Below are 17,777 nucleotides of genomic sequence, written 5' to 3'. Positions count from 1 at the left end.
GTTATGTCATCCAGAATTTTAACCCCGGACGTCATTGGTATTGACGCCCTATTACATGACCACCAGACGGTGCTGGCAAAATCCGAAGGCGGCGCGGTAGCGGTGTTCGCCAATAACGCCCCGGCCTTTTACGCAGTCACCCCGGCGCGTCTGGCGCAACTACTGGCGCTTGAAGACAAACTAGCCCGTCCGGGTTGCGACGTGACGCTGGACGCTCAGCTGTATGAAGAGCCGCAGCCGGTGCCGGTTAGCGTGCCGCTGGGGAAATTTGCGATGTATCCCGACTGGCGTCCGGACGACGACTTTCAGCGTCAGGCCGCGCTTTGGGGCGTGGCGCTACGCGAGCCGGTCACCGCCGAAGAGCTGGCCGCGTTCGTGGCTTACTGGCAGGCGGAAGGTAAAGTCTTTCATCATGTCCAGTGGCAGCAAAAACTGGCGCGCAGCGTACAGATAGGCCGCGCCAGCAACGGCGGGTTACCGAAGCGCGACGTCAACACGGTCAGCGAACCTGACAATCAAATTCCACCGGGTTTTAGAGGGTAACAATGAAAAACGTTGGCGATCTGATGAAACGTCTGCAAAAAATGATGCCAGCACACATCGAACCTGCATTCAAAACGGGTGAAGAGCTGCTGGCATGGCAGAAACAGCAAGGTGAAATCCGCGCAGCGGCGCTGGCCCGCGAAAACCGGGCGATGAAAATGCAGCGTACCTTTAACCGTTCCGGCATTCGTCCATTGCATCAAAACTGCTCCTTCGATAACTATCATGTTGAATGTGAAGGACAGATGAACGCGCTCAGCAAAGCGCGCCAGTACGTTGAAGAATTTGACGGCAACATCGCCAGCTTTATCTTTTCGGGCAAGCCGGGAACCGGAAAGAATCATCTGGCGGCAGCCATTTGCAATGAACTGTTGCTGCGCGGCAAATCGGTGCTGATCATTACCGTCGCGGATATTATGTCCGCGATGAAAGAGACCTTCAGCAACCGGGAAACCAGTGAAGAGCAGTTGCTAAACGATCTCAGTAACGTCGATCTGTTGGTGATCGACGAGATCGGCGTACAGACAGAGTCACGCTACGAAAAAGTGATCATTAATCAGATCGTCGATCGGCGCTCTTCCTCCAAGCGTCCGACCGGCATGCTCACTAACAGCAACATGGAGGAAATGACCAAATTGCTGGGCGAGCGGGTGATGGATCGTATGCGGCTCGGCAACAGCCTGTGGGTGATCTTCAACTGGGACAGCTTTCGCAGCCGGGTCACCGGTAAAGAGTATTAATAGCCTGATGGGCGGGTTCTAAGACCATTCTTACCTTTCACAGCGCTATACTGCGCTAAACGTGCCTGATGGCGCTACGCTTATCCGGTCTGCGATTCATGTCATCAGGCCGGATAATCCGCCATACCGATAACTTCCTTACATGAGTCAGTATGATGAAAACAGCTAAATACCTTCTGGGCTGCGCGGTAACCGCCAGCGTGTTTATCGCCACCAGCACCTTTGCCGCCTCCTGGCAGGAGTCGCTTTCCAGCGCCGCCAATGAACTGAGCAAGCAAAGCGCCTCTTCTTCCCAGAGCGGAACGTCGCTTTCTTCCCTGACCAGCCTGCTTAACGGCGGCAATCAGGCGCTGAGCGCGAACAATATGAACAACGCCGCAGGTATTTTACAGTACTGCGCGAAGCAGAAACTGGCCTCGGTAACCGACGCGGAAAACGTGAAAAATCAGGTACTGGATAAACTCGGGCTGGGCGCGACAGAGCAGAAGCAGGACACTCACTATCTGGACGGCATTCAGGGTCTGCTGAATACCAAAGACGGTCAACAGCTTAACCTCAACACTATCGGCAGCACGCCGCTGGCGGAAAAAGTGAAAACGAAAGCCTGTGACCTGGTGCTAAAGCAGGGAATGAACTTCATTTCCTGACGCCAGAAGCCGCGTTTCAGCTGTCTCCCGGCTGGCGCGGCGTTTGCCGCTTCTTTTTTTCCTTCTCCCCCCTCTCGTCCCCCGTATAGCGGGAAGTGACGGCGATCAAAAAAGTCTATTTCTAAACCAATTCTGAATAACATCGCATTAATATGTCACTAGAATTGCAGCTAAGTGACAACCCCATTACATTGTACTTCCTGAAAAAAGATTCACTGCCAGCCAACGCCTGGTTAAGCGCCTTTTTGCAAGAAGGCTATTCGTGAGGATCGTCTGTTGTCTGAGTTACTTTCCATCGTTCTGTTTCTCGCTTCCGTATTCATTTATGCGTGGAAAGCGGGTCGCAACACCTGGTGGTTTGCCGCAACATTAACCGTGCTGGGGCTGTTTGTGATTTTAAATATCACGCTCTACGCCAGCGACTATTTTACCGGTGACGGCATTAACGACGCAGTGCTCTACACGTTGACCAACAGTCTGACGGGCGCAGGCGTGGGCAAGTACATCCTGCCAGGCGTCGGCATTGCGCTGGCGTTAGTGGCGGTCTTTGGCGCGCTGGGCTGGGTGCTGCGCCGTCGTCGCCACCACCCGCACCATTTTGGCTACAGCCTGCTGGCATTGCTGCTGGCCCTCGGTTCAGTGGATGCCAGCCCGGCCTTTCGCCAGATCACCGAACTGGTAAAATCCCAGACCCGCGATGGCGATCCTGATTTCGCGACATACTATAAAGAGCCTGCGAAGCGTATTCCTGACCCGAAGCTGAATCTGGTTTACATCTATGGTGAAAGCCTCGAACGTACGTATTTCGATAACGATGCTTTTCCGGATCTGACCCCGGAACTGGGGGCGCTGAAAAATGAAGGGCTGGACTTTAGCCACACTCAACAACTGCCGGGCACCGACTACACCATCGCCGGAATGGTCGCTTCGCAGTGCGGCATTCCACTGTTCGCCCCGTTTGAAGGTAACGCCTCGGCGTCCGTTTCCAGTTTCTTCCCGCAGAATATTTGTCTGGGGGATATCCTGAAAAACTCCGGCTACCAGAACTATTTTGTCCAGGGCGCCAACCTGCGTTTTGCCGGAAAAGACGTATTTCTGAAATCCCACGGCTTTGACCATCTGTATGGCGCGGAGGAGTTAAAAAACGTGGTGGCAGATCCGGCCTACCGTAACGACTGGGGCTTTTACGACGATACGGTGCTGGACGAAGCGTGGAAGAAGTTTGAAGAACTGTCCCGTTCCGGCCAGCGTTTCTCACTGTTTACCCTAACGGTCGATACCCATCACCCGGATGGCTTTATTTCGCGCACCTGTAATCGTAAGCGCTACGATTTTGACGGTAAGCCGAACCAGTCATTCAGCGCGGTAAGCTGCAGCCAGGAAAACATTGCCGCCTTTATCCAGAAAATCAAAGCGTCACCATGGTTTAAAGACACCGTAATCGTGGTCTCTTCTGACCATCTGGCTATGAACAACACCGCATGGAAATACCTGAACAAGCAGGATCGTAATAATCTGTTCTTTGTGCTGCGTGGCGACAAGCCGCAGCAGGAGACGCTGGCGGTCAAGCGTAACACCATGGATAACGGCGCAACGGTGCTGGATATTCTCGGCGGCGATAACTTTATCGGTCTTGGCCGCAGCAGCTTATCCGGTCGGTCCTTGTCCGAAATCTTCCTTAACAGCAAAGAAAAAATCCTGTCGATGAAGCCGGACGTTATCCGTTTGTGGAACTTCCCGAAAGAGATGAAAACGTTCACCGTCGATCGGGATAAAAACATGATCGCTTTTTCCGGCAGTCATTTCCGTCTGCCGCTGCTGCTGCGGGTCTCCGACAAGCGCGTCGAGCCGCTGCCGGAAAGTGAATACTCCGCACCGCTGCGCTTCCAGCTTGCCGATTTCGCCCCGCGAGATAACTTCGTCTGGGTCGATCGCTGCTACAAGATGGGCCAGCTGTGGGCGCCGGAACTGGCGCTTTCGACTGACTGGTGCGTGTCGCAAGGACAGCTTGGCGGTCAGCAAATCGTACAACATGTCGACAAAGCGCAGTGGAAAGGCAAAACGGCATTCAACGAGACCCTCATCGACATGGAACGTTATAAAGGCAACGTCGACACGCTGAAGATCGTTGATAACGACATCCGCTACAAAGCCGACAGTTTTGTCTTCAACGTGGCTGGCGCGCCGGAAGAAGTGAAGCAGTTCAGCGGGATTTCCCGCCCGGAATCGTGGGGACGCTGGTCGAACGCCCAGCTCGGCGATGAGGTGAAAATCGAATACAAGCAGCCGCTGCCGAAAAAATTTGACCTGGTGATCACCGCGAAGGCATTCGGCGACAACGCTAACCGCCCAATTCCGGTGCGGGTTGGCAAGCAAGAGCAGACGCTGGTATTAGGTCACGACGTCACCACTACCACGCTTCATTTTGAAAACCCCTCCGAGGCGGATACGCTGGTGATTGTTCCGCCTGAACCGGTTTCCACAAACGAAGGCAATATCCTCGGCCACTCACCGCGTAAGCTCGGTATTGGGATGGTGGAAATCAAAGTGGTTAACGGCCAAAGCTAACATTATCAGGCGGGATAATATTCCGCCTTTAACCCTTAAATACAAAATATAAACCTATAAAAAAATAAAAAGCCAGTCATAATAACCTTATAAATAGAAATTATATTTATAAATATCCTGCAGAAAGATAATCCCTTACGCTTTCCCGACATTCATTTTCAGGGCAAGCGAACGCGCCGGTTATCATGCTTACAGGTTATAAATTCGAATCTATCCGCGTTTTACAAAGTGAAAACGTTATCGCCTGGGAGGTGTTGTCCACCGCCCCTGATGAGGTAGACCTGGAGCATTTTTTCAGTCACTTATCGTTGCAGGACAGGTTCAGCCTCTTTTTTGCTCAGCTCACTCACGTCCTGCAAACAACGCAGACGGGTAAATATTATCTCAACGCCAGTGAGGATGTGCTGCTGAGCGAGGGGTTCATAGAACGCCTCGCAGCGGAAGTGCATCAGCCGGAAAAGATTGCCATTGAACTCACAGACCTTGAGCGTCTCCGCGCGCTCAGCCCTGACGAAAGCCGCAGGCTACGTGAGCGCATCGCCACCCTTCGTCAAATGGACATTGCCGTCTGGGCCGACGATGTCCATGACGACATTCTCACCTGCCTGCTCGAACAGGCCTACGCCTTTTCCGGTGCGAAAATCGACAAACACGCCTTCTGGGCCGGTCGCGAACAACAAACTCCGCTGTTGAAGTTGGCCCAGCGTTGCCGACAGATTGCGGAAGAAGTGCTGATAGAAGGCATTGAGACCGTCAACGATTACGAATTAGCCTGCCGCTCTACGGCGCATTACGGCCAGGGTTATCTGTGGAATAAACCAGCACTATGATTCCCTCATTTGCAGAGCGTTATCAGCTCATTGTATACAGCGACAACTACTATCTCTGGTCAGGATTACGCCACTTAATCCGCGAGATGGGCGAACCACAACTGTCGATTGCCTGGCACAACGATCTCTCCAGTAAGAGTCTGTTTCTGCTACGCGAAACGATGCTTAACGACGCCAGCAGCAGAAGATGGTTGGTCGTCACCCCTGACAACCGTCTGCGCGAAGTGCAGCAAATCCTGCCGCCTGAAAACGTCTGCGTAATCCGTGACACTCTGACGCTAAAGCAGTTTGCCAATCATCTCCGTCACCCTGATTTTCGCCGCACGATCCAGAAAGATGCGCCACTGACCCGAACAGAAGTGAGCGTTTGTTTATTGATCATTAAGGGATTTTCCACTGTGAAAATTGCCGAAATGATGAACAAATCGCCGAAAACCATTTACACCCATAGACGCAACGCGATGGTCAAGTTTCATTGCCATACGCTGGCGGAACTGCATCGAAAAATGCATCTGATGGAAAGCCGTTCGCTTTACCTGTCATCGTAAGGACGAAAACATGAAAATTTCTTCCCGCGCGCTCCCGGCGCTTTGTCTCAGTTTATCCGCACTTGTCGCGCCGCTGGCGTGGGCTGACAGCACGGCCAGCGCCACGCTGCACGTCTCGCTGGAGGTGCTGAAGTCCTGCACGCTGCAGGCTAACGATCTGAATTTTTCTCGCCACGGTTCCGACGAAACCAACGAGATTCAGGCCAGTACGCAGCTCAGCGTGCTGTGCACTAACGGTACGCCGTTTTCGCTTTCTGCCGCCAGCGCCGACAGCGAAAACGATGGAACATTCTGGCTGAAAGCAGAAGACAGTAGCCTCGGCGCGAAAAATATCGCCTATAAACTGTATGCCGACGAAAGTAAGAAAACGCCGGTAAACGCCAGCGGCGGCATCGAAGGCACGGGTAACGGTCAAACGCAGTCAGAAACCCTCTACGGCGTCATTGAGGCTGGCGCGCTGGCCGAGGCCAGAGCCGGTTTATACAGCGATGATGTGACGCTGAATCTGGTGTACTAATATGCGCTGGCTATTTCTGTTGACGCTGTTTTGTCTGGCTATCCTCGGTTTGTTAAGCCGTTACGCCGAGTCCGCCACGTTACAGGTCGCCCCCGTGACGCTGAATCTTAACCCACATCAGCGCGCCGCCGCCCTGTATCTCACCAACACAGGCGATACGCCGATTCACGCGCAGGTGCGAATCTATGACTGGACGCAGGACGACGGTAAAGACGTCCTCACGCTGACCGACGACATCGTCAGCAGCCCGGCGGTGGCCTCACTGGAGCCCGGACAACAGCAACTGGTGCGCATCGTGGTACTCAACCCAGGCTTACACGCGCATGAACAGAGCTTTCGCCTGCAGATCGACGAACTGCCAGGGCTTTCCGCCGCTGGCGCCAGCCATACCGGCGTCCATTTTCTGTTGCGCTATTCGATCCCTCTGTTTATCGCAGCGGAACACAACGCGGCGCTGGATGACATTTCGCAGCTCGCCTGCGCGCAGCAAGAGAAGGATATCTGGTGCCAAAACCGCGGAACATCGCATATTCGTCTGAGTAACGTTCAGGCGCTGGCGAACGATGGCCACCCCATAGAAACACTCCCGGGTCTGGCGGGTTATGTACTGGCAGGACAGCGGTTCATGCTTCCGTTTAAACGCGATCACCGTCGCCTGCTATCCGCCCTGCGCGCCTATCTGAATGAAAATACTGAAGCCAGCCTGCTTAAGGTACATCCTGCTGCTGTGGCTACTGCCCATGACACTCCACGCTGAACCCTCTGCGAAAACCACGCTGTACCTGTCCATTACCGTTAACCATTATGTTCACGACGGACTCTGGGCGGTACGCGTTGAGGATAACGCTCTCTGGCTCGCCAGCCGCGACGCGAAATCTCTGGGGATCGCGTTGAACGATGACAGTCGCCCCTGGATCAATCTCGCTTCTCGCAAGGACATTAAGGCGGAGTTTGACCCTCTGCAACAGCATCTGTCGTTAACGCTCAAACCGTCGGCATTAAACCATCGTCAACATCTGGTCAGCCAGCCGCCCCCGTCGTCACAGGTGCTGCCGCAGGCGGAAACCATGGGGACGCTCTCTCTCGACTATTCACTGTACGCCAGCGAAAGCGCAACGGAACGACAGGCAAGCGTCCAGAGCCGGATGCAAAGCTCCGGATGGCTGCCTGGCCAACTGAGCAGCAGCATGAACAGCCGCATTCAGCAGGGGCAGAATGACGCGCGCACCCGCCATACCCGTCTGATGACAGCCTGGCAATACGATATGCCGCAGTCGTTAACCAGCCTGACGCTCGGTGACGCCATCACCACCGGGGTAAGCTGGAGCCGCCAGGTACGGTTTGCCGGGCTGCATCTGTCGCGCAACTTTCAGCTTGATCCCCGGCTGAATACCGCGCCACGGGCAGAATTCAGCGACAGCGTGGTTTTGCCGTCAACGGTCGATTTGTACATTGACGGCCTGCGACAAAGCCGCCAGCGGGTCGCGCCGGGCAACTACGTTCTGGATACGATGCCGACCTTTTCTGGTCGCGGGCAGGCGCAGGTGGTGATCACCGACATCAACGGTCAGCGGCGAGAGGTCACTCTTGACGTATACGGTACGCCAGACATGCTGGCGAAAGGGATGAGCAGCCATTCGCTGGATATCGGTTGGCTACGGGAAAATTATGCCGAACACTCAAACGATTACGCCGCATCCCCGCTACTGGATGCGGGATGGCGCTACGGGGTCAGCAACCAACTGACGCTGGGCGTCCATAGCGAGCAGCATCGACAGGCGCACAATATCGGCATCGCCAGCGACTGGCTACCCTCGCCACGCGCCGGGGTGCTCAGCGGTCATCTGGCGACCAGCCAGGGAAAGGTGGGCAACGGCGTGAAATGGGGGCTGGGCTATCAGTGGAACGCGCAGGGCAGCGGTTTTTCGCTGAACACCAGCCGCAGCAGCGACGACTGGTCTGATATTGCCCGGGTCAGCGGAAGTCTGCCCGTCAGCCGCAGCGACAGCCTGTGGCTCAGCCAGGCGTTACCGGACTGGGGCACACTCGGTGCGGGCTGGGTGCGGCAGGACAGCGTACGCTACATCAATGCCAGTTGGTCGCGTACCTTTGATAACCGGATTTCTGCCACGCTGGGCTATAGCCATTCACTCAGCAATGGCGACAAAACCGTTCAGCTTCTGCTCTCTTTGCCACTGGGAAGGCGGGACACGGTGTCGTTCCAGACCCGCCAGACCGCAACTCGCTGGGATTATCGCCATCAACCTGATGACCTGCAGGGCGGCTGGTCCTGGCAGCTTGCCCGCAGCGACGGTCAGCTCAGGCAGCAGCATGCGGAACTTGGGCATTTGAGCCGCTATGGCGAATGGCGCGTTGGTCTGGATCGCGACAACCGCGAGAACAGCCGCTACCTCACCGGCGAAGGCTCCCTGATGCTACTGGAAAAACACGCCTATGCGCTGCGCTACAATCAGCAGGGCATGGCGCTGATCACCACTAACGGAATAGGTCATATCCCCATCGCCATCGAAAACCGGCCTGCGGGCGAAACCGATGAAAATGGCTTTCTGCTGTTGACCGATCTGCCTCGCTACCACCAGAGCAAAATTACCCTGGATCCGCTGAGGTTGCCGCCGGACGTGGTGACGCCGGTGACGGATATCCACGCCGCGCCGGGCGTCACCGAAGCGGTGAAGGTCGACTTTCACGTCCACCGTTCGCGGTTAGTCACGGCACAGGTAGTGGATAAACAGCGTCATCCGCTTCCGATGGGCAGCAGGGTCAATACTCCCGACGGCGCCACGATTGTCGGACGCGACGGGTTTATCTGGCTGGAAAATCCGCCCATGCCGGGAAAACTGGAGATACAACAGCCAGCAGGACGCTGCCAGATCCGTCTGCCCGCCTCTGAACCGCAGGCTGGTCCGGTTAATCTGGGAGAGCTGTCGTGTCTGTAAGCCAGCGCCCGCTGTTCGCGCTACTGCTGTTTATTCTGTCGGCTTTTAACGCCAGCGCCAGCAAATGCTGGATAACCCAGGGCGCAGGCGTCACGTTTGGTACGCTGGTGACCGGCAGCGCCAGTACGACACATGCCAGCGTCCATTTCAGTTGCTATGCCGATTTCGGCGAAACGCGCTACTTCAACGTCTGCCTGAGCAGCCTTGAAACCAGCCCGTTTAAGATGACCTCCAACGGCGATGAGGAAGGCAAGGCGTACACGATGCTGTTTAACCTGTACAGCGCCGTGGATAATACCCGGCCGCTTACCGCGCAAACGGCGGGTCGCGCGCTGCAAACGCCGCTAACGGTGGGCGGCAATCAGGTCGGCAGCGGCAGTTTTCCCTTAAACGCGGAGATCCCCGCCGGGCAGAACAACCTGCCGGTGCGCAGTTATTTTAACTATGCCCTCGGACTGAAATTAACGTGGAATAGCGCCACCCGCCCCGAGGCGCTCACTGCCTGTCAGGACGGCGTATCACAAGGCGAAGCCATCGACAGCGCCTCACACGCCAGTGCAACTCTGTCAGACAGCTGTTTCATCCAGAATGTCTCGCCGCTCAACTTTGGCGTGGTAAACAGCACCGCATTACGCGGCCAGGTGAACTCAACGGCATCGATCCGTGCCCGTTGTCCTGTCGGCACGCGCTATTCCCTGGGGCTTAGCGTCGGAGAACATGCGCGCGGGCAAAACCGCCAGATGTGCAATTCGCAACAGCAATGCCTCACGTACAACCTCTGGCAGGATGCCGCCATGAGCCGCCCCTGGGGAGACCAGATCGGCAACAATACGCTGGAAATGGACCATCATAACGGCAGCATTCAGGATGTGACGGTGTACGGCAGCGTACCGGCGCAAACCTTAACCGGCACAGGTGAGTTCAGCGACGATGTTGTCGTAATGCTCACTTATTAATCTGTTTAATACCGGCCTGGATCAATGTTACCGATAACATTTAGCGTTAAAATTATTCACGTACTAAATAAATACACCGCTACTCTTTCACCCGGACTACCAATAATCCCATGAAATACCTGCTTGCAGACATGCTCGTTTACGACAACGAGGATGGTACGCTTACACTCCAGAATGACGCCGCTGCGGAAAGTCAGTCGTTAACCTGCACCGCGCAGACCATTCTGAATCTGCTGATCGACCACCACGGCATGGTGGTTGAACGCGAGACGTTCCTGCAGGAGGTGTGGGATAACCGCGGCCTGCACGGCTCCAGTAATTCACTAAATCAATACATCAGTATCCTGCGTAAAATGCTGGCGACGCTGGTGCCCGACAGCCTGTTTATCGTCACGGTGCCGAAAGTGGGGTTTATGCTCAGCGCAGATATGCCCGTGATCCCTCTCGACACAGAAACGCGCGAAAGCGCCCCCGCGTCCCCCCGCTCCCCGCGCATAACCGGGTCGTTGATACTCGTGACGCTCATCGTGACGGGGTTATGTCTCGCGGCATTGTTCTGGAATGCGCATCGTCAGCGTGCAGAATTGTTTCTGCTCAGCCACATTGATACCTGTCCGGTTTACAGCTTCACTCCCTTCCCTGACGGCTTTCGCGAACAGGCGGATGCGCTGCTGGCGCAGATACAAAAAGCCGGTGAATTTCGCTGTCTGCCCGACTCGCTCTTTTATGTGCACATTCAGGATCCGCTGCTGTATGGCGATCAAGGACGGCTGGTGCTCTCGCAGTGCTCGCGCTTTCGCGGACACACCAGCAGTTGTCAGACCTTGTATTACTATGAGTGGTAGACCGTGAAACAGAAAAAAAGGATCTTCGCCGTTCTTGCCCTCAGCCTGCTGGTGATTCTGAGCACCTGGCTGTGGATCAAACACAGTGAGCAGTTGGCCATGACCTGTCAGGGAGGCCTGGTCTTTAAGGATCGGCGGGCAGACAACCCGTTTACCTTTGAAGGCGTCGTGGTGATGCATTTCACGCCCGACGGCACCGGTTATTTCAGTCTGAACGGCGATATCATGAATAAGCAGAATCACTGGACAGTGTCGCGCCAGCAGAATTTCAGTTGGAAGCACATCCATGACGCTTTTTACCAGTTGCAGATCAATCAGGTTGAACGGTTCGGTCATGATGACGTGCCCGCGGGGGTGTTCGAAAAATACGCCCTTGGGATAACGCAGGACCAGAAGCGCCTCTTAAACATTCAACGAACGCCTGATGAGGCGGTTGTCATCAGCAACTATTACTCGCCGCTGCTGGTCTGTGCGGGATAAAAAGACAGCGCCCCACACTGCTCCGGGCGCTGTATGGCAACAGCTAAAACGTTATCACGCCCTTGATCAGTTCCCGGTTATTGATCACTTCACGTTCGAAGATCCCGGCAAGCTGGCTGAACGGATAGCGATGCGTCAGCATCATCTCAGCGGTCAGCTTGCCTTCCGCCATCAGGCGCCCCACTTTGGCAAAATCTTCCGGAGTGGCATTACGGCTGCCCATCAGGGTGGTCTCTTTCTTGTGAAATTCCGGATCGGAAAACTGAAGATCGCCTTTGAACAAACCGACAAACACAATCGTGCCGCCGTGACGAATCAGGTTAACGGCGTTATTCATCGCGTGCGCGCTGCCAGTGGCATCCAGTACCTTCTGTGCCAGCGCGCCGTCAAATTGCGCTCGCAGCTGCGCGTCAAAGTCTGTGGCCGACGGATCCACCACCGGCAGCCCCAGGCGGGTGGCGACATGTTCGCGCCGGGCTGGGCTGGTATCCGCCACCACGACCTGCGCGCCATCCGCTTTGGCGATCGCCGCTGCGCCCAACCCGATCGGACCCGCCCCCACAACCAGCACCTGCTCGCACGGCGCAATTGCCGCCCGTCGAACCGCATGCGCGCTGATGGCATAAGGCTCAATCAATGCCGCCGCTTCCGGCTCAATATCTTCCGCCAGCAGTAAATTCGTTTCCGGGACGCTGAGATACTCGCCAAAGCCGCCGTCCTGGTGAACGCCGATAACCGAAATATGTTCACAGCAGTTTGTGCGACCGCTCAGGCAAGCGGGACACTGTTGGCAGGCGACGTAAGGGATCACCGCCACCTGTTGACCGACCTTAAGATGAGTCACCTTTTCGCCGAGCGCGACAATATCCCCACATATTTCATGGCCTAATACACGTGGATAGTTAAAAAAAGGCTGGTTCCCGCCCCAGGCATGGATATCGGTACCGCAAATACCGACAGTTTTTATTTTAATTAACGCCTCATACCGCGCCGGAATCGGAATTTCTGTTTTTTTCACTATTAATTTTTTGGGTTCCTGACAAATCAACATCGTCATTGTGGACATAATCATGCACTCCGGTTTTTTCGTTGCTTCAGATATTGATGAAAAGCGAAATAACGGCGTAACCGGAAAGCTAATTTGTGAAACTCTACGCATTAAAATGTTTTAAATCGGGTTTTAATGCGCAAAAAGGAGGAAATAATGAGCCGTTCACAAAATTTACGCCACAATGTAATTAATCAGGTAATCGACGATATGGCGCGCGGCCATATTCCCTCTCCGCTGCCGTCGCAAAGCGCGCTGGCGGAAATGTATAACATCAGCCGAACGACCGTGCGCCATATCCTTCATCACCTGTGCGCATGCGGCGTACTGACGCCGGTGGCGGGTGATTACGTCATCGCCCGCCGTCCGGACGCCGACGACGGTTTTGCCTGCACAACGGCGTCGATGGCGGAGCAAAACCGGATATTTGAGCAGGCGTTTTTCACCATGATCAACCAGCGTCAACTGCGCGCGGGCGAAACCTTCTCTGAACTTCAACTGGCGCGCGCGGCGGGCGTAAGCCCGGTCGTGGTGCGGGAATACCTTTTAAAATTCGGGCGTTATAACCTCATTCAAAGTGAAAAACGCGGCTACTGGAGTATGAAGCAATTTGACCAGTCGTGGGCTGAACAGCTTTTTGAGCTACGGGAGATGCTGGAGACGCACGCATTGCAGCATTTTCTCAATCTACCCGATGACGACCCGCGCTGGTTACAGGCCCGAACCTTGCTTGAGCGCCACCGGACGCTGCGCGACAGCATCGGCAGCAGCTTTCGCATGTTTTCCCAGTTGGACCGGGATTTTCACGCGTTGCTCCTTTCCGCTGCAGATAATATATTTTTTAATCAGTCACTTGAAATTATCTCCGTGATCTTTCATTTCCACTATCAGTGGGACGAGCGTGACCTGAAGCAGCGCAATATCATCGCCGTCGACGAACACATGACCATCCTCAGCGCATTAATCTGCCGAAGCGATCTCGATGCCACGCTGGCACTGCGTAACCATCTGAATACCGCGAAACAATCGATGATTCGCTCAATCAATCAGCGTGTCCAGGAGACGTATTAAAGACAGATTAAAAACAGGATTCCGGAACCCACCGCACGCTTTTATCAAAATAAAAACGCGGAAGAAATATCCCTTACCTATGCTCACGAACTGTCGACGTTATTAAAAAAGCATTGTGAGCGGCGGGGATAAAATATTCCTTTGCCGATCGTTTACATGAACGCTGCGCGACACGATGTCCCGCAGAAAATAATAAACACAAGTAATGGGAGTTCGGCGTGGAAAAAGACAATATTACCCTCGACCCGCGTTCTTCATTTGACAAACCGGCCACTGCCGATATTACCGTCCCGCCTGAAGGCATGGTACAACGCAGCAGTCGAATAAAACGTATTCAGACCACTGCAATGATTTTATTATTTTTCGCAGCGGTGATTAATTATCTTGACCGTAGTTCGCTGTCGGTGGCGAACCTGACGATCCGGGAAGAGTTAGGGCTAAGCGCCACCGAGATCGGCGCGCTGCTGTCGGTCTTTTCTCTGGCCTACGGCATCGCCCAACTTCCCTGCGGCCCGCTGCTGGACCGCAAAGGGCCACGCATTATGCTCGGCCTCGGCATGTTCTTCTGGTCGCTGTTTCAGGCGCTTTCCGGGATGGTGCACAGCTTTACGCAGTTTGTGCTGGTGCGCATCGGCATGGGGATCGGCGAAGCGCCGATGAACCCGTGCGGCGTGAAGGTCATCAACGACTGGTTTAACATCAAAGAACGTGGTCGACCAATGGGCTTTTTTAACGCGGCATCCACTATTGGCGTAGCCATCAGTCCGCCGATTCTGGCGGCAATGATGCTGGTCATGGGCTGGCGCGGCATGTTTATTACCATCGGCGTGCTGGGTATTTTTCTGGCCATCGGCTGGTATATGCTGTATCGCAACCGCGAGCAGGTGGAACTGACCGCCGTCGAGCAGGCTTATCTGAACGCCGGGAGCGTCAACGCCCGTCGCGATCCGTTGAGTTTTGCCGAATGGCGCAGCCTGTTCCGCAACCGCACCATGTGGGGCATGATGCTCGGCTTTAGCGGCATTAATTATACCGCGTGGCTGTATCTGGCCTGGCTGCCAGGGTATCTGCAAACGGCCTACAGCCTGGATTTAAAGAGTACCGGGCTGATGGCGGCGATCCCTTTCCTGTTCGGCGCGGCGGGGATGCTGGTCAACGGCTACGTCACCGACGGGCTGGTAAAACGCGGAATGCAGCCAATTAAAAGCCGTAAAATCTGCATTATCGCCGGGATGCTGTGCTCTGCGGCCTTCACCTTTGTGGTGCCAAACGCCACCACCTCCATGAGCGCGGTTCTGCTGATTGGCATGGCGCTGTTCTGTATCCATTTCGCCGGGACTTCCTGTTGGGGTCTTATCCACGTGGCTGTCGCTTCACGGATGACCGCGTCGGTGGGCAGTATCCAGAACTTCGCCAGCTTTATCTGCGCCTCGTTCGCGCCGATTATTACCGGTTTTATCGTTGATACCACCCACTCATTCCGCCTGGCGTTGATTATTTGCGGCTGCGTCACCGCAGCAGGCGCGTTGGCTTACATCTTCCTGGTTCGCCAGCCAATTAGCGATCCCCGTAAGGTGTGAAAGGCAATATACTGAGCGGATGAAAATACACTGCCGCCCCACCACACTTGCTGATACCGCCGACCTGCCCGCTATTGAGCGCTCGGCAGGACGGCGCTTTTTAGCCGTTCCTGCGCTTGCCTGGATCGCTGACGACACCATTATGACCGTGGAGCAGCATCGGGAATATGTCTTAGCCGGAATGAGCTGGCTGGCAGAGACCGACGGGCATACCGTTGGCTTCCTGCTCGCAGAAGCACAGGAGTCTTCGTTGTATATCGCAGAGTTTTCGCTGCATCTCGACTGGCAGGGGAAAGGAATTGGTCGTCAGTTGCTCAACGTTGTCAGACAATGGGCTGATGAACAGGGCTATACCGCGATGACGTTGACCACGTTTCGTGACGTGGCGTGGAACGCGCCGCTGTATGCCCGGCTGGGCTTTGAGATGCTCGACGAGGACTCGCTGCCAGCCGCATTGCGTCAGAAGCGAGAAGCAGAAACGGCGCGGGGTATCGCCCGTGGATCCCGCTGCGCCATGCGCCTGCGTCTGAGGTAAACGTCCGAGGGCGGCTACGCTTTTCCAGGCCGACGCTTACCCGGTAGGCCGGTTAAGCGCAGCGCCAACCGGCGGCGTTCCTTCGCCACCGGCTTTACCGCTTAAAACGTTTCCCAGTTCTCGCCGGTATCCGCCACAACGGCCTTACGCGGCTGAACGGGCGCCGACACCGGTTTCACGCTGGCGGTTTCGCGCGCGCGCTGCTGCTCCTGTTGGATGCGGAACACGGCGACAGCCTGAGTCAGGCGGCTGGCCTGCTCTTCCAGCGCTGCAGCCGCCGCTGCGGACTCTTCCACCAGCGAGGCGTTCTGCTGCGTGACGCGATCCATCTCCGCCACGGCCAGGCCGACCTGATCAATCCCACGGCTTTGTTCGTCAGACGCGGAGGCGATTTCGCCCATAATGTCGGTTACGCGCGTGACCGCGTTCACGATCTCATCCATCGTTTCGCCCGCGCTTTCCACCAGCGTAGAGCCAACGTCAACACGGCTCACCGAGTCTTCGATCAGGCTCTTGATCTCACGCGCCGCCTGGGCGCTACGTTGCGCCAGATTACGCACTTCACCGGCGACCACAGCGAATCCGCGGCCCTGCTCGCCTGCACGCGCCGCTTCGACCGCCGCGTTAAGCGCCAGGATGTTGGTCTGGAAGGCAATACCATCGATCACGCTAATAATGTCGGCGATTTTTTGCGAACTGGAAGCGATATCGCGCATGGTCTGCACCACGTTGTCCACCACTTTGCCGCCTTTTTGCGCCGTCTCGGAGGCGCTAAGCGCCAGATGGCTGGCCTGACGGGCGTTTTCGGCGTTCTGCTTCACGGTAGCGGTCAGTTCTTCCATGCTCGCCGCGGTCTCTTCCAGAGACGCCGCCTGTTGTTCGGTACGGGAGGAGAGATCGTTGTTGCCCATGGCGATTTCACTGGCGCCGCTGTAAATCGCGTTCGCGCCGTTACGCACATCACCCACGGTCCGCACCAGCTCGCCCTGCATATGGCGCAGGCTCTCCGCCAGTTGGCCCATTTCGTTAGAGCCTTCCACATCAATACGCTTCACCAGATCGCCGCTGGCGATATGGCGAATACTTTCAATCAGCCGGTTCATCGGCGCAATCAGCGACAGCTTAATGCCAAACCAGACGGCAAAAATCACCACCAGTACCGCGAGCAGCACGCAGCCAAGCACCCACATCGCCTGATTGTAAGAATTGTTGTTGTCCTTGACCGCCTGGTCATAAAGTCGGTCGTTCTGCTCAAGATAGCTCACATACTGCTTCTCAAAAGCGTCCTGATATCCCTGGGTTGGCTGATCGAAAAACGCGTTGATATTACCCGCGCCGAGCAGTTGTATAAGTTCAGCCAGCGCGTTGTGGTAAATATCGTAATTGCGTTTGATCTCAGCCGAAGCCGCTTCGCTTTGGCGCGGGTCACGCGGCAACGCTTCGTAATCGGCCCAGTTTTTTTCCGCCTGTTTCAGCGACGCCGTGGCTATCTGCATCAGATCCGCCACGGTCGCGCCGCTACCGATGTTGTTCTGATCCATCATGTAACGGATACCCGCGCGGTTCAGGGTATTGCGGGTCTGCAACAGCGCCACCCAGCTACCGTTTAGCGTGGACTGTTGCTGGCGAATAGTTTGTAAAACGGTGAAATTCTCTTTGTCATTCTTCAATGCGTTAAAGAACAGACCGCCTGAGGTGAGTTGTAAAAGGCCAAACAGCGCCAGGACCAGCAATAAGCTGGTCACAATCTTGATACGTTTTAACATGTTTTCTCTTTCCGCTAGACAGATACTCTGGTTTTCGGCCTGGAATGAGAAAACTTTATGGAACCGCGGGCGGTATCACAGGAAATTTGCTTAATTAACTGACAATAACGGTGATGACCCACTCTGCAAACGGGCAGCGGGCGGCT

Annotated in this window: 17 protein-coding genes; 15 read left to right on the top strand and 2 right to left on the bottom strand. The window is 55.4% G+C overall.

Annotated features, from left to right (window positions below):
- Window positions 1-3 precede the first annotated feature (3 nt).
- From dnaT to JY391_RS03510, 12 genes are all read left to right on the top strand, one after another.
- A complete protein-coding gene (gene dnaT / locus JY391_RS03565) occupies window positions 4-543 on the top strand; it encodes a primosomal protein DnaT (protein ID WP_042292273.1) in 540 nt (179 codons plus the stop codon).
- A 2-nt stretch (window positions 544-545) separates the two neighbouring features.
- Window positions 546-1,283 (top strand): replicative helicase loader DnaC, encoded by a 738-nt coding sequence (gene dnaC, locus JY391_RS03560; protein ID WP_042292276.1) that lies wholly within the window; start codon window positions 546-548, stop codon window positions 1,281-1,283.
- Between the two features lie 152 nt (window positions 1,284-1,435).
- Window positions 1,436-1,930, top strand: a complete 495-nt coding sequence (locus tag JY391_RS03555) for a YjjA family protein (RefSeq protein WP_072015037.1) — start codon at window positions 1,436-1,438, stop codon at window positions 1,928-1,930.
- 276 nt (window positions 1,931-2,206) lie between these two features.
- Window positions 2,207-4,498 carry a phosphatidylglycerol--membrane-oligosaccharide glycerophosphotransferase gene (gene opgB / locus JY391_RS03550; protein WP_060570316.1) on the top strand — a complete coding sequence of 764 codons (2,292 nt, stop codon included), beginning with the start codon at window positions 2,207-2,209 and terminating at the stop codon, window positions 4,496-4,498.
- A 185-nt stretch (window positions 4,499-4,683) separates the two neighbouring features.
- The gene (locus JY391_RS03545; protein ID WP_211935233.1) at window positions 4,684-5,328 is read left to right on the top strand and encodes an EAL domain-containing protein; all 645 of its coding nucleotides are present in this window, start codon (window positions 4,684-4,686) and stop codon (window positions 5,326-5,328) included.
- Complete coding sequence (locus tag JY391_RS03540; RefSeq protein WP_200035491.1) at window positions 5,325-5,876, top strand: helix-turn-helix domain-containing protein; 552 nt, start codon at window positions 5,325-5,327, stop codon at window positions 5,874-5,876. Before JY391_RS03545 ends, JY391_RS03540 begins: the two co-directional genes overlap by 4 nt.
- 10 nt (window positions 5,877-5,886) lie before the next feature.
- Window positions 5,887-6,393 carry a Csu type fimbrial protein gene (locus JY391_RS03535; protein ID WP_042292287.1) on the top strand — a complete coding sequence of 169 codons (507 nt, stop codon included), beginning with the start codon at window positions 5,887-5,889 and terminating at the stop codon, window positions 6,391-6,393.
- 1 nt (window position 6,394) lies between these two features.
- Window positions 6,395-7,150: a fimbrial biogenesis chaperone gene (locus JY391_RS03530; protein ID WP_181822537.1), complete on the top strand. Its 756-nt coding sequence runs from the start codon at window positions 6,395-6,397 to the stop codon at window positions 7,148-7,150.
- Window positions 7,134-9,350 carry a fimbria/pilus outer membrane usher protein gene (locus tag JY391_RS03525; protein WP_211935232.1) on the top strand — a complete coding sequence of 739 codons (2,217 nt, stop codon included), beginning with the start codon at window positions 7,134-7,136 and terminating at the stop codon, window positions 9,348-9,350. The genes JY391_RS03530 and JY391_RS03525 overlap by 17 nt, the downstream gene beginning before the upstream one ends.
- Window positions 9,341-10,306 carry a Csu type fimbrial protein gene (locus JY391_RS03520; protein WP_211935231.1) on the top strand — a complete coding sequence of 322 codons (966 nt, stop codon included), beginning with the start codon at window positions 9,341-9,343 and terminating at the stop codon, window positions 10,304-10,306. The genes JY391_RS03525 and JY391_RS03520 overlap by 10 nt, the downstream gene beginning before the upstream one ends.
- Window positions 10,307-10,416: 110 nt before the next feature.
- Entirely contained in the window at window positions 10,417-11,151 is a 735-nt protein-coding gene (locus JY391_RS03515; RefSeq protein ID WP_042292295.1) for a winged helix-turn-helix domain-containing protein, read from the top strand.
- A 3-nt stretch (window positions 11,152-11,154) separates the two neighbouring features.
- Window positions 11,155-11,631 (top strand): FidL-like protein, encoded by a 477-nt coding sequence (locus JY391_RS03510; protein WP_060570323.1) that lies wholly within the window; start codon window positions 11,155-11,157, stop codon window positions 11,629-11,631.
- A 43-nt stretch (window positions 11,632-11,674) separates the two neighbouring features.
- Here JY391_RS03510 and JY391_RS03505 read toward each other — a convergent pair whose 3' ends face one another.
- Window positions 11,675-12,697: a zinc-binding alcohol dehydrogenase family protein gene (locus JY391_RS03505; protein WP_211935230.1), complete on the bottom strand. Its 1,023-nt coding sequence runs from the start codon at window positions 12,695-12,697 to the stop codon at window positions 11,675-11,677.
- A 138-nt stretch (window positions 12,698-12,835) separates the two neighbouring features.
- On the opposite strand from JY391_RS03505, the gene JY391_RS03500 reads away from it, so the two are divergent.
- The 3 genes from JY391_RS03500 to JY391_RS03490 all read left to right on the top strand — a co-directional run bounded on the left by JY391_RS03500 (window position 12,836) and on the right by JY391_RS03490 (window position 15,865).
- Window positions 12,836-13,750, top strand: coding sequence for a GntR family transcriptional regulator (locus JY391_RS03500; protein WP_042292297.1), 915 nt, complete (start codon window positions 12,836-12,838; stop codon window positions 13,748-13,750).
- A gap of 218 nt (window positions 13,751-13,968) precedes the next feature.
- On the top strand, window positions 13,969-15,330 hold the full coding sequence (locus tag JY391_RS03495) for an MFS transporter (protein ID WP_042292298.1): 1,362 nt from the start codon (window positions 13,969-13,971) through the stop codon (window positions 15,328-15,330).
- A gap of 19 nt (window positions 15,331-15,349) precedes the next feature.
- Entirely contained in the window at window positions 15,350-15,865 is a 516-nt protein-coding gene (locus tag JY391_RS03490) for a GNAT family N-acetyltransferase (protein ID WP_060570326.1), read from the top strand.
- A gap of 101 nt (window positions 15,866-15,966) precedes the next feature.
- Here JY391_RS03490 and tsr read toward each other — a convergent pair whose 3' ends face one another.
- Window positions 15,967-17,631 (bottom strand): methyl-accepting chemotaxis protein, encoded by a 1,665-nt coding sequence (gene tsr / locus JY391_RS03485; protein ID WP_042292301.1) that lies wholly within the window; start codon window positions 17,629-17,631, stop codon window positions 15,967-15,969.
- Window positions 17,632-17,777 lie beyond the last annotated feature (146 nt).

Source organism: Citrobacter sedlakii (assembly GCF_018128425.1).
Taxonomy (GTDB): Bacteria; Pseudomonadota; Gammaproteobacteria; order Enterobacterales; family Enterobacteriaceae; genus Citrobacter_A; species Citrobacter_A sedlakii.
The sequence above is the reverse complement of the archived record's forward strand: the minus strand, read 5'-3'. Positions and strand labels throughout refer to the sequence as shown.